At 50.4% G+C, this 13,090-nt stretch carries 13 protein-coding genes; all 13 read right to left on the reverse strand.

The annotated features are described in order from the left end of the window. Positions 1 to 106: 106 nt before the first annotated feature. Positions 107 to 1,477 carry a bifunctional UDP-N-acetylglucosamine diphosphorylase/glucosamine-1-phosphate N-acetyltransferase GlmU gene (gene glmU, locus OGX90_RS18170; RefSeq protein ID WP_286624435.1) on the reverse strand — a complete coding sequence of 457 codons (1,371 nt, stop codon included), beginning with the start codon at positions 1,475 to 1,477 and terminating at the stop codon, positions 107 to 109. A gap of 674 nt (positions 1,478 to 2,151) precedes the next feature. Continuing rightward, complete coding sequence (locus tag OGX90_RS18175) at positions 2,152 to 2,571, reverse strand: F0F1 ATP synthase subunit epsilon (RefSeq protein WP_003023809.1); 420 nt, start codon at positions 2,569 to 2,571, stop codon at positions 2,152 to 2,154. A 20-nt stretch (positions 2,572 to 2,591) separates the two neighbouring features. Next, the gene (atpD, locus tag OGX90_RS18180; RefSeq protein ID WP_003023806.1) at positions 2,592 to 3,974 is read right to left on the reverse strand and encodes a F0F1 ATP synthase subunit beta; all 1,383 of its coding nucleotides are present in this window, start codon (positions 3,972 to 3,974) and stop codon (positions 2,592 to 2,594) included. Positions 3,975 to 4,000: 26 nt separating this feature from the next. After that, a complete protein-coding gene (atpG, locus tag OGX90_RS18185) occupies positions 4,001 to 4,864 on the reverse strand; it encodes a F0F1 ATP synthase subunit gamma (protein ID WP_006687765.1) in 864 nt (287 codons plus the stop codon). A gap of 50 nt (positions 4,865 to 4,914) precedes the next feature. Beyond that, positions 4,915 to 6,456 carry a F0F1 ATP synthase subunit alpha gene (gene atpA / locus OGX90_RS18190; protein ID WP_003023802.1) on the reverse strand — a complete coding sequence of 514 codons (1,542 nt, stop codon included), beginning with the start codon at positions 6,454 to 6,456 and terminating at the stop codon, positions 4,915 to 4,917. A gap of 12 nt (positions 6,457 to 6,468) precedes the next feature. Then, positions 6,469 to 7,002: a F0F1 ATP synthase subunit delta gene (gene atpH / locus OGX90_RS18195; protein ID WP_003827024.1), complete on the reverse strand. Its 534-nt coding sequence runs from the start codon at positions 7,000 to 7,002 to the stop codon at positions 6,469 to 6,471. A gap of 14 nt (positions 7,003 to 7,016) precedes the next feature. Next, positions 7,017 to 7,487, reverse strand: coding sequence for a F0F1 ATP synthase subunit B (gene atpF, locus OGX90_RS18200; RefSeq protein ID WP_003827022.1), 471 nt, complete (start codon positions 7,485 to 7,487; stop codon positions 7,017 to 7,019). A gap of 59 nt (positions 7,488 to 7,546) precedes the next feature. Beyond that, positions 7,547 to 7,786 (reverse strand): F0F1 ATP synthase subunit C, encoded by a 240-nt coding sequence (gene atpE / locus OGX90_RS18205; RefSeq protein ID WP_003023794.1) that lies wholly within the window; start codon positions 7,784 to 7,786, stop codon positions 7,547 to 7,549. A 46-nt stretch (positions 7,787 to 7,832) separates the two neighbouring features. Further along, positions 7,833 to 8,648 carry a F0F1 ATP synthase subunit A gene (gene atpB, locus OGX90_RS18210; RefSeq protein WP_003023792.1) on the reverse strand — a complete coding sequence of 272 codons (816 nt, stop codon included), beginning with the start codon at positions 8,646 to 8,648 and terminating at the stop codon, positions 7,833 to 7,835. Between the two features lie 7 nt (positions 8,649 to 8,655). Then, positions 8,656 to 9,036: a F0F1 ATP synthase subunit I gene (gene atpI, locus OGX90_RS18215; protein ID WP_003827019.1), complete on the reverse strand. Its 381-nt coding sequence runs from the start codon at positions 9,034 to 9,036 to the stop codon at positions 8,656 to 8,658. Positions 9,037 to 9,650: 614 nt separating this feature from the next. Then, positions 9,651 to 10,274: a 16S rRNA (guanine(527)-N(7))-methyltransferase RsmG gene (gene rsmG, locus OGX90_RS18220; protein ID WP_003827017.1), complete on the reverse strand. Its 624-nt coding sequence runs from the start codon at positions 10,272 to 10,274 to the stop codon at positions 9,651 to 9,653. A 102-nt stretch (positions 10,275 to 10,376) separates the two neighbouring features. Then, entirely contained in the window at positions 10,377 to 12,266 is a 1,890-nt protein-coding gene (gene mnmG / locus OGX90_RS18225; protein WP_003827014.1) for a tRNA uridine-5-carboxymethylaminomethyl(34) synthesis enzyme MnmG, read from the reverse strand. A 371-nt stretch (positions 12,267 to 12,637) separates the two neighbouring features. Continuing rightward, the gene (gene mioC, locus OGX90_RS18230) at positions 12,638 to 13,087 is read right to left on the reverse strand and encodes an FMN-binding protein MioC (protein ID WP_003827013.1); all 450 of its coding nucleotides are present in this window, start codon (positions 13,085 to 13,087) and stop codon (positions 12,638 to 12,640) included. Positions 13,088 to 13,090: the final 3 nt, after the last annotated feature.

Consider the following 13,090-nt stretch of genomic DNA (forward strand, 5'->3'; position numbering starts at 1 on the left):
ATCCCCTCATCTCTTGTCTGCCTGATGGCGCTCACGCTTATCAGGCCTACAGAACGTCACCGCACGTAGGCCGGATAAGGCAAAGCCGCCATCCGGCAAAAATAAATTACTTCTTCTTCACCGGACGCTGCCAGCCCTGTTTATGGACCTGAGGTACACGGCTTAATACCAATTCGTTATCGGCGACATTACGCGTTACGGTGGTTCCTGCGGCAATCGTCGCACCTTTACCCACGGTGACAGGTGCCACCAGCTGAGTATCAGAACCCACAAACACATCATCACCAATAATGGTTTTAAACTTATTGGCACCATCGTAGTTGCAGGTGATCGTACCCGCGCCGATATTCACGTTATCGCCAATTTCCGCATCGCCCAGATAGGTCAAATGACCAGCTTTAGAGCCTTTACCCAGACGAGCTTTTTTCATTTCGACGAAGTTACCCACGTGTGCGCCTTCCTGCAGCTCAGCACCCGGGCGCAGACGCGCGAATGGACCGATGGTGCATGCGGCTTCCAGATGGGCATCTTCCACCACACTATACGGGCTAAGCTCACAACCCTCACCAATCACGCTGTTTTTGATGATGCAGCCAGCACCAATCTTGACGCGATCTCCAACGGTTACGTTACCTTCAATGATAACGTTAGTATCAATTTCAACATCGCGCCCGTGAATCAGCGTACCGCGAAGATCAAAACGTGCAGGATCGCGCAGCATCACGCCCGCCAGCAGCAGTTTTTCTGCCTGCTCGGACTGATACACACGTTCCAGACGGGATAACTGAAGGCGGTTATTTACCCCTTCCGTTTCACTGATTCGTGCCGGATGTACCGCAGCAATTTCACGTCCTTCCTGATACGCCATCGCGATGATATCGGTGATGTAGTATTCACCCTGCACGTTGTTGTTGGTCAGTTTAGACAGCCAACGCTTCATGTCAGCGCCGTTGGCAATCAGAATACCAGTGTTGATTTCCTGGATTTGACGCTGCTCGTCGGTTGCATCTTTATGCTCAACAATGCCAGTAACTTTGCCGTTATCACGGGTAATACGCCCATAGCCGGATGGGTCGTCCAGTTTTACCGTTAACAAACCGATACCACCCTGCGGTTTAGCTTCACGCAGGCGACGTAAGGTATCGGTAGAGATCAGCGGCACATCGCCATAGAGCATTAAAATGTCTTCGTCATCACTAAAGAATGGCGCCGCCTGCTGCATTGCATGGCCGGTACCCAACTGCTCAGCCTGCAGAACCCAATTCAGATTTCCATCTTTCAGCGTTTGCTTAAGCAGATCGCCACCGTGTCCGTAGACAAGGTGTACATGAGTCGCACCTAATTCATTAGCTGCATCAATGACATGCTGAACCATCGGCTTTCCTGCGAGGGTGTGCAGCACTTTAGGAATTTCGGAATACATACGCGTGCCTTTGCCTGCGGCAAGGATCACAACGCTCATAGCATTATTCAACATACACGTCCTGACTGTAATTTGAGAACGAATTTATACCGTTTCACATTGAAAATACTACATTTTTTTCAGCGTGAAATGGACCGAAGATAAAACGTTCAACAGGGGTGATTCCCCATCTGATAACTCACTATTTTCGTCTATATCTGCGTCTTTTGTCTCCCAAAAACCTGGAGTCTGCTCTTATTAAAGCCTTAGGTTAATGTTTTTGCTATTTTTTTACCGCATGAATAAAGCATTACATCAGCATAGAACGATTTTATTTATGTGATTCAGTGAGAAGCAGAAAAATGGGTTGGGAAAATTGAGGGGAGGAATGATAGAGAACAAATGATACAGCGAAGGAGGGGGATTTAATAACGATGGCGCTAGCTGATAAACCGCATTAAGCTTCGCGCCACAGAGCTGGCGGGGAAAGACTAAAAACTCATATTGCTGAACAGGGCGATGATTTTGTTGATCAATTTCATGTTGGTATCTCTTTTTTTATCTGAGTTCATTATGTGACATACATCACATAAAAAAGAGTCTACGCCTCATTTTTTAACCAATCAATATTTTTATGATCTAAATCACGAAACAATAAAACTGCTTTTTATTTACATATTTCCTGTAACCAAGCCATAAAAAAAGCCAGCCTGGAAACCAGACTGGCCTTTGTGCTTTTCAAGCCGGTGTTACATCGCTTTTTTGGTCAACTCGATAACGCGCAGTTTCGCGATCGCTTTGGCCAGTTCCGCAGATGCCTGAGCGTAATCCACGTCACCATGAGAGCTCTTAATGTGCTCTTCAGCCTTACGCTTCGCTTCCAGGGCTCTCGCTTCATCGAGATCCTGTCCGCGAATCGCGGTATCAGCCAGTACGGTCACGCTGCCAGGCTGCACTTCGAGAATGCCGCCGGACAGATAGATAAACTCTTCATGACCGAACTGTTTAACGATGCGGATCATACCAGGCTTAATGGCGGTGAGCAGCGGGGCGTGACCCGGGAAAATACCCAGTTCACCTTCACTACCCGTTACCTGGATTTTCTCGACCAGACCAGAGAACATTTGTTGCTCTGCGCTGACGACGTCCAGGTGGTAAGTCATTGCCATATCACCCTCCGATTAAGGCGTTAAAGTTTTTTGGCTTTTTCCACGGCTTCGTCGATAGAACCAACCATGTAGAACGCCTGCTCTGGCAGGTGGTCGTATTCGCCTTCCATGATGCCTTTAAAGCCACGGATGGTGTCTTTCAGGGAAACGTATTTACCCGGAGAACCGGTGAATACTTCCGCAACGAAGAACGGCTGGGACAGGAAGCGCTGGATCTTACGCGCACGTGCTACCACCAGTTTATCTTCTTCAGACAGTTCATCCATACCCAGGATGGCGATGATGTCTTTCAGTTCCTGATAACGCTGCAGCAGGGACTGTACGCCACGCGCGGTGTCGTAGTGTTCCTGACCAACAACCAGCGGATCCAACTGACGGCTGGTGGAGTCCAGCGGGTCAACTGCCGGGTAGATACCCAGAGAAGCGATCTGACGGCTCAGTACCACGGTTGCATCCAAGTGAGCAAAGGTGGTTGCTGGGGACGGGTCAGTCAAGTCATCCGCAGGTACGTATACCGCCTGAACGGAGGTGATAGAACCGGTTTTGGTAGAGGTGATACGTTCCTGAAGAACACCCATCTCTTCCGCCAGGGTCGGCTGGTAGCCTACCGCTGATGGCATACGACCCAGCAGTGCAGATACTTCTGTACCGGCCAGGGTGTAACGGTAGATGTTATCAACGAACAGAAGAACGTCACGACCTTCGTCACGGAACTTCTCAGCCATGGTCAGACCGGTCAGTGCAACGCGCAGACGGTTTCCCGGCGGCTCGTTCATCTGGCCATATACCAGGGACACTTTGTCCAGTACGTTGGAGTCGGTCATTTCGTGGTAGAAGTCGTTACCCTCACGAGTACGTTCACCTACGCCCGCAAACACGGAGTAACCGGAGTGTTCGATCGCGATGTTACGGATCAGCTCCATCATGTTTACGGTTTTACCTACACCCGCACCACCGAACAGACCGACTTTACCGCCCTTAGCGAACGGACACATCAGGTCGATAACTTTGATGCCGGTTTCCAGCAGTTCCTGAGAGCTGGACAGCTCTTCGTAGGAAGGTGCTGCGCGGTGGATAGCCCAACGCTCTTCTTCACCGATATCGCCTTTCATGTCGATCGGGTGACCCAGGACGTTCATGATACGACCCAGGGTTGCTTTACCTACCGGGACTTCGATCGGGTGTTCGAGGTCTTTAACTTCCAGACCACGACGCAGACCGTCGGAAGAACCCATGGCGATGGTACGTACGATACCGCCGCCGAGCTGCTGCTGAACTTCCAGCACCAGGCTCTCTTTACCATTCATAACCTCAAGAGCATCGTACACGCGCGGTACGGCATCCTGAGGGAATTCGACGTCAACCACGGCGCCGATTACCTGGACAATTTTTCCAGTAGCCATCTTGAATCCTCTACGAATTAACCTGGTTATACCGCGGATGCACCACCGACGATTTCGGTGAGTTCCTGAGTAATGCTGGCCTGACGAGCTTTGTTGTATACCAACTGCAGCTCTTTAATCAGGCTGCCGCCATTGTCGGTCGCGGCTTTCATCGCCACCATACGTGCGGCCTGCTCGCTGGCCAGGTTTTCTACCACGCCCTGATAAACCTGAGACTCGACATAACGACGCAGCAAGGTATCCAGCAGCGCTTTCGGGTCTGGCTCATACAGGTAATCCCAGGATTTACGCTTCAATTCATCATCATCTGATGCCGGCAGAGGCAGCAGTTGAGTGATGGTTGGCGTCTGAGACATGGTGTTAATAAATTTGTTGCTGACAACGTACAGTTTGTCCAGACGACCTTCATCGTAGGCCTGCAGCATCACTTTAACCGGACCGATCAGTTCGGACAGGGAAGGGTTATCCCCCATGCCGGTTACCTGAGCGATCACGTTTCCGCCAACGGAGTTAAAGAAAGACACGCCCTTAGAGCCAATCATTGCGATATCGCACTGAACGCCTTTATCGGACCATGTTTTCATATCCGCCAGCAGCTTTTTGAACAGGTTAATGTTCAAGCCACCGCACAGACCACGGTCGGTCGACACCACCAGGTAGCCCACGCGTTTAACGTCGCGTTCTTCCAGGTAAGGGTGCTTATATTCCAGATTACCATTCGCAAGGTGACCAATCACTTTGCGCATGGTCTCTGCATAAGGACGGCTGGCCGCCATGCGATCCTGCGATTTACGCATTTTGGAAGCGGCGACCATCTCCATCGCTTTAGTGATCTTCTGCGTGTTCTGGACGCTTGCGATCTTACTACGTATCTCTTTTGCGCCGGCCATGAGCTTCTCCTCAATGCCTTGCGGTCCGCCCTAAAGCAGACCGCCAGACGTTACCAGGACTGGGTTGCCTTGAAGGAATCGAGGATAGCTTTCAGCTTGCCTTCGATTTCATCGTTATAGCCACCGGACTGGTTGATCTCTTGCATCAGCGGAGCGTGGTCACGGTCAACGTAAGCCAGCAGAGCGGCTTCGAAGCTACCGATTTTCGCCAGTTCCACATCTTCGAGGTAACCGCGTTCAGCCGCAAACAGCACCACACCCTGCTGTGCAACAGACATTGGCGCATACTGTTTCTGCTTCAGCAGTTCAGTTACTTTCTGACCATGGCTCAGCTGCTTACGAGTAGCTTCATCCAGGTCGGAAGCGAACTGAGAAAACGCTGCCAGTTCACGATACTGTGCCAGAGCGGTACGAATACCACCGGACAGTTTCTTGATGATCTTGGTCTGCGCTGCACCACCAACACGAGATACGGAGATACCCGGGTTAACTGCCGGACGAATACCGGAGTTAAACAGGTTGGTTTCCAGGAAGATCTGACCATCGGTAATGGAAATTACGTTAGTCGGAACGAACGCAGAAACGTCACCCGCCTGGGTTTCGATAATCGGCAGAGCGGTCAGGGAGCCGGTTTTACCTTTAACTTCACCATTGGTGAACTTCTCAACGTATTCCGCGTTTACGCGGGATGCGCGTTCCAGCAGACGGGAGTGGAGGTAAAATACGTCGCCCGGGAATGCTTCACGTCCTGGCGGACGACGCAGCAGCAGGGAAACCTGACGGTAAGCAACAGCCTGTTTAGACAGGTCATCATAAACGATCAGTGCATCTTCACCGCGGTCACGGAAGTATTCGCCCATTGCGCAACCGGCATATGGTGCCAGGTATTGCAGTGCAGCAGATTCAGACGCGGTCGCCACAACAACGATGGTGTTGGACAGTGCGCCGTGTTCTTCCAGTTTACGAACCACGTTGGAAATGGTGGACGCTTTCTGGCCGATAGCCACGTACACACATTTGATGCCGGAATCACGCTGGTTGATGATGGCATCGATTGCCATCGCAGTTTTACCTGTCTGACGGTCACCGATGATCAGCTCACGCTGGCCACGACCGATTGGGATCATGGCATCAACAGATTTATAACCGGTCTGTACTGGCTGATCGACGGACTGACGTTCGATTACGCCTGGTGCGATAACTTCGATTGGCGAGAAGCCATCGTTATCAACCGGACCTTTACCGTCAATCGGGGAACCCAGAGTGTTCACCACACGACCCAGCAGGCCACGGCCAACCGGAACTTCCAGAATACGACCCGTACACTTAACCTTCATGCCTTCGGCGAGGTCAGCGTATGGCCCCATCACAACAGCACCTACGGAGTCGCGCTCCAGGTTCAGTGCGATAGCGTAACGGTTACCCGGCAGGGAAATCATCTCACCCTGCATACAATCGGCCAGGCCGTGAATGCGGATAACACCGTCACTTACAGAAACAATAGTACCTTCGTTGTGAGCTTCGCTCACAACATTGAACTGAGCAATGCGCTGCTTGATCAGTTCGCTGATTTCGGTGGAATTCAGTTGCATGCTCCAGTCCCCTTAAGACTGCAAGACGTCTGCAAGGCGCTCAAGACGGCCGCGTACGCTGCCATCAATGACCATATCACCCGCTCGGATGATTACGCCTGCCATTACAGACTTATCGATTTTGCAATTCAGCTTAACTTTGCGTGACAGACGTTTTTCCATCGCAGCACTAATCTTCGTAAGCTGTTCATCACTCAGTGCATTGGCAGAAGTGACTTCTACCTCAGAGATAGCCTCACTGGCTGCACGCAGGTGAATAAACTGCTCAAGAACATCCGGGAGCGCATTCAGACGGTTATTTTCAGCCATAACCCTAATCAGGTTTTGGCCGCTTTCGTCCAGCTGCTCACCGCACACAGCGATAAACGACTCAGCGAGCGTTTCCGGCGCCAGCGCGCCAGAGAGAAGCTCTGCCATTTGTTCGTTTTTTGTCACCTCAGCGGCGAACGTCAACATATCCTGCCAACGGTCAATGCTTTGGTGCTCAACGGCAAAGTCAAAAGCTGCTTTGGCGTAGGGGCGAGCTACCGTAATAAATTCAGACATCAGCCCCTCCCTCCTTACAGTTCAGCGACAAGTTTGTCCACGATGTCGCTATTAGCAGCTTCATCCACGGAACGTTCGATGATCTTCTCGGCGCCAGCAACAGCCAGGATAGCAACTTGCTTACGCAGCTCTTCGCGAGCACGTTTACGCTCGGCGTCAATTTCCGCCTGCGCCTGTGCCACGATTTTAGTACGTTCCTGCTCTGCTTCAGTTTTAGCTTCGTCCAGGATCTGAGCACGGCGTTTGTTCGCCTGCTCGATGATTACCTGAGCTTCCGCCTTCGCTTTTTTCAGCTGGTCGGTCGCGCTGGCCTTTGCAAGGTCAAGATCCTTATGTGCTCGTTCTGCAGAAGCAAGGCCGTCAGCAATTTCTTTTTGACGTTTTTCGATGGCAGCCATTAATGGCGGCCATACGTACTTCATGCAGAACAGAACGAACAGGACAAACGCGATGGCCTGGCCGAGGATTGTTGCGTTAAGATTCACAGCACAATGCCTCTATCTAGTTAACGTTCTGATATTGCTCTTAATTCAAGCAACGCTTACTACGCGACAGCAAACATCACGTACAGACCCAGACCTACAGCGATCATTGGGATTGCATCCACCAGACCCATAACGATAAAGAACTGAGTACGCAGCAGAGGAATCAGATCCGGTTGACGCGCTGCGCCTTCCAGGAATTTACCCCCGAGGATGCCGATACCGATCGCAGCACCGATTGCCGCCAGACCCATCATCACAGCGGCAGCAATGTACAGCAGATCCATATTCAGGTTTTCCATGACAGTCTCCAGTTTGTTTCAGTTAAAACGTAGTAGTGTTGGTAAATTAATGCTCTTCAGATGCCATCGACAGATAGACAATCGTCAGAACCATAAATATGAAGGCTTGCAGCGTGATAATCAGTATGTGGAAAATGGCCCAAGGCACATTCAGAATCCACTGTGACCACCACGGCAACAGACCAGCAATCAGAATGAAAATCAGCTCACCGGCATACATGTTGCCGAACAGTCGCAGACCAAGAGAGATTGGTTTGGACAGCAGGCTTACCCCTTCAAGGATTAAGTTGACAGGGATGAACGCCCAGTGATTGAACGGCTGCAGCGTCAACTCTTTCGCGAAGCCACCGATGCCTTTCATTTTGATGCTGTAGAACAGAATGAGGATAAATACGCCCAGCGCCATCGACAGGGTGATGTTCACGTCAGCAGACGGAACCACACGCAGAGCCGGTAGGCCAAAGATATGCTCACCGATGTACGGCAGCAGGTCGATAGGCAGCAAATCCATCAAGTTCATCAGGAATACCCAGACGAAAATCGTCAGGGCCAGCGGAGCAATCAGCTTGCTTTTGCCATGGTACATGTCTTTCACGCTACCATGCACAAAGCCGATTACCAGCTCAATCGCGGTCTGAAATTTACCTGGTACGCCGCTGGTCGCCTTTTTGGCTACGCTACGGAACATAAGCAGGAACAACAGACCCAGAACCACCGAGAAGAAAATGGAGTCAATATTGAGCGTCCAGAAGGTGGCTGGGGGGTTGTGCGGATCCACCAGCGAGAATGTACGTAGGTCCAACTGAAGGTTATTCAGATGGTGTCCTATGTAATCCTGCGGCGTCATATTTTCTGAAGCCATGATGCCTTTACCCTTTGTTGTTAATTACAGCCGGCGCCAGTATCTGAACCACCAGCACCAAAACCCACGTAACGATCAGCGGCATGAATACCGCTTTCAAAACAGCCAACGCCACCACCAACAACACCAGCATAGCTAATACCTTGAAGGCTTCGCCGAAAGCGAACGACCAGGCTACTCGGCCCTTCGCTGGTGTATGTACCTGGTGACGCCAGGCAAATATCATAAACAACACATTAGGCAGTAACACTGCCAATCCTCCACACAACGCGGAGATGCCCCAGAAAGGGTCTTTGAGGCTAAACAGCAATCCACTTGCTATTACAACCAGAAGCTGTGTGAGCAAAAGCTTACGAGCAACGTTTCGACTCAAGAGCGACATAGACATCACGTTTTTACTCCTGCTCCCTTCGAGGTATGCCGCGTGTCGTATAAAACGTTCTTTATGGCTTAGAGTCAAGCATCAAAAAGCGGACAAATTATACGGTGCGCCTTCGTGATTTCAAACAATAAGTAGCTAAAAAGTGAATAAATGTTTAAATATTTTTCGCTGCCCCACATTTATTACTTTTAGGCAAACTGTGAACGATCATGCAAAACTGCAAATGCCGCGAAAACACTGGCGTCAAAGCGTGCACCAGATCACATATTGAACATATTCACCTTCGCATAATTTATTTACGTGGCAATTGATGCCTTTTCATCTTTTTGATATTTAAGCGTAAAAATAGCCACTATTTCAAAAACAACGCCTAACAACAAAAAAACCGCTCATTGACATTTATAATAAAAAATTAACACGAACGGTGATTCTTACGTTCTATCTTTAGCAGACTGATATTTTCACAGCTGACTTGTTTCGCTTTTAACAAAAAACGGTACGTTATAGTTATGATGCAAAACCGTAAGGCACTAGTGAAATGTAACGACATTTAACCACACTATTACCTATGACTTTTAACACCTGAAAAGTCGTTTTTTCTCTATTTTTTTTGATAAAAATTAAATTTTGTTTGGCTTAATAACCACCAAATGACGTTCACCATCCAACTGCGGAACGCGTAATTTTTCGACGGACTCGACGCTGAATTCTGCTGGCAGCGAATCAATTTCATCTGCAGGCAACTGCCCTTTTAGCGCATAAAAACGCCCATTCTGGCCCGGCAAATGGTGACACCAGCTCACCATATCATTGAGTGAAGCGAAAGCACGGCTAATCACCCCATCAAACGGCGGTTCTGAAGGAAATTCTTCAACACGGCTTTGCACTGGAGTGATGTTAGTAAGCGCAAGCTCATGCTGCACCTGACGCAAGAAACGAACGCGTTTTCCCAGGCTATCGAGCAGTGTGAAATGCGCTTCTGGACGCACTATAGAAAGCGGAATTCCCGGCAGGCCCGGTCCCGTACCTACATCGATAAAACGCTCCCCCTTCAGATACGGTGCAACGACAATGCTGTCCAGAATATGGCGTACCAGCATTTCGTTTGGATCCCGCACCGACGTCAGGTTGTAGGCTTTGTTCCATTTGTGCAGCATATCGACATACGCAATCAGCTGATTTTTCTGGTGATCGGTAAGAGAAATACCGGCATCAGCCAGCAGACGAGAGAGTTTGTTGAGCACGGTCGTTACCTGTTAATAATCAAATGCCCGATGCGCTTTCGCTTATCGGGCCTACAAATTTGTACGGCGGGCAAGCGAAGCGCTCCCGCCAAAATAGTGTTATCAAGCGCTGCGGCGCAGCATACCTTGTTTTTTCAGCCATACCAGCAGAATGGAGATGGCGGCAGGCGTTATGCCGGAAATACGCGATGCCTGACCGATCGAGACGGGTTTGTGATCGTTCAGCTTAGCGATAACTTCATTCGACAAGCCAGAGACCTGACGATAATCCAGCGTTGCAGGCAACAGAGTGTTTTCATTGCGCTGTTGTCTTTCAATTTCTTCCAACTGACGGGCAATATATCCTTCATATTTCACCTGAATCTCAACCTGTTCCGCGGCCTGAGCATCATCAAGCGCGGGTGCGAACGCAGATAAAGAGGTCAACTGAGCATAGGTCATATCCGGGCGACGCAGCAGATCTTCACCGCTCGCTTCACGTGACAGAGGTGTAGCCAGGTGAGCATTCACTTCTGCTGCGGACTCCGCTAACGGATTCACCCAGGTTGATTTAAGACGTTGGCGTTCCTGTTCGATACGCTCCAGTTTCTCGTTGAAGCGAGCCCAGCGCTCATCGTCCACCAGACCCAGTTCACGACCAATTTCGGTCAGACGCAGGTCGGCGTTATCTTCACGCAGCATCAGACGATATTCAGCGCGAGATGTGAACATACGGTACGGTTCTTTGGTACCCAGCGTACACAGGTCGTCCACCAGCACGCCAAGATAAGCCTGATCGCGACGCGGTGCCCAACCCTCTTTTTCAGCAGACAAACGTGCGGCGTTCAGACCTGCCAACATGCCTTGTGCAGCGGCTTCTTCATAACCGGTTGTACCGTTAATCTGGCCCGCAAAGAACAGACCCTGGATGAATTTGCTTTCCAGAGTAGGTTTCAGGTCACGCGGATCGAAGAAATCATACTCAATCGCGTAGCCTGGGCGGACGATTCTGGCATTTTCCATCCCCTGCATGGAGCGGACAATTTGCATCTGCACATCGAACGGCAGGCTGGTGGAGATGCCATTCGGGTAAATTTCGTTAGAGGTCAGTCCTTCCGGTTCGAGGAAGATCTGATGCTGGTTACGATCGGCAAAGCGCATCACTTTGTCTTCGATCGACGGGCAGTAGCGTGGGCCGATACCTTCGATCACGCCAGCGTACATTGGGCTACGATCTAGGTTGTTGCGGATCACGTCATGGGTTTTCTCATTGGTATGCGTGATGTAACACGGCATCTGGCGCGGATGCTGAGAAGCATCGCCCAGGAATGAGAAGACCGGCATCGGGTTATCGCTGTTTTGCTGGCCGAGCACGCTGAAATCAATCGTGCGCGCATCGATACGCGGCGGTGTACCGGTTTTCAGGCGGCTGACGCGCAGCGGCAGTTCACGCAGACGGCGTGACAGCGGGATGGACGGCGGATCGCCAGCGCGGCCACCGCTGTAGTTATCCAGGCCAATATGAATTTTGCCGTCGAGGAAAGTCCCCACGGTTAATACGACCGCTTTGGCACGGAACTTCAGTCCCATTTGGGTTACTGCTCCCACAACGCGATCGTTTTCGACAATCAGATCTTCAACCGCCTGCTGGAAGATCATCAGGTTAGGTTGATTCTCCAGCGCAGTGCGTACCGCCTGGCGATAGAGCACACGATCGGCCTGAGCTCGGGTAGCGCGAACGGCTGGTCCTTTGCTTGCGTTTAGTATCCTAAACTGAATACCGGCATGGTCGATCGCTTTTGCCATCAATCCACCAAGCGCATCCACTTCTTTTACCAGGTGTCCCTTCCCAATACCGCCAATCGCCGGGTTGCAGCTCATCTGCCCCAGAGTGTCGATATTGTGTGTCAAAAGCAGGGTTTGTTGTCCCATTCGCGCCGCGGCCATTGCGGCCTCGGTGCCTGCATGACCCCCGCCAATGATGATGACGTCAAAAGGATCCTGATAAAACATGGTAATTGCCTCGCATAACGCGGTGTGAAAATGGATTGAAGCCCGGGCCGTGGATTCTACTCAACTTTAGTCGATCGAGAAAGACCTGGGATCCTGGGTATTAAAAAGAAGATCTTTTTATTTAGAGATCTGTTTTATTGTGATCTATTATTAGGATCGCACCTTTCTGTGGATAAGGACGATCCTTTAAGTAAGATCAACAGGTTGCTGAGGATCATTAGCTGTGAATGATCGGTGATCCTGGTCCGTATAAGCTGGGATCAGAATGAAGGGTTATACACAACTCAAAAACTGAACAACGGTTGTTCTTGGGATAACTACCGGTTGATCCAAGCTTTTAACCAGAGTTATCCACATAAAAAGTACGATCTTTACAAATCTCTGAGCAACGGATGCCACGATCCCAGCCAAATTTCTGCCGGATCTTCCGGAATTTCATGTTCCAGCACGTTGATCCTGAGTGTTTCGCCGATCTGTTTTGCCCCACAGGCCTTCAATTCGGCTTCCAGCTTGTCGATTGCGCCGCAAAAGGTGTCATATTCACGACTGCCGATCCCGATTGCACCAAAGCGCACTTGTGACAGGTCCGGCTTTTGCTCGCGTAACGCATCATATAAAGGCTGCAGGTTGTCAGGAATATCTCCCGCACCGTGCGTGGAGCTGATAATCAGCCAGATCCCGTCAGTCGGAACCTCTTCAAGCATTGGCCCATGCAGTATTTCGCTGGAAAAACCGGCGTCGTCCAGCTTTTCAGCCAGATGCTCTGCTACATATTCCGCACTGCCAAGCGTACTACCGCTGATAAGAGTGATGTCTGCCATGAT

Source organism: Citrobacter sp. Cpo012, from assembly GCF_030333015.1.
GTDB lineage: Bacteria > Pseudomonadota > Gammaproteobacteria > Enterobacterales > Enterobacteriaceae > Citrobacter > Citrobacter portucalensis.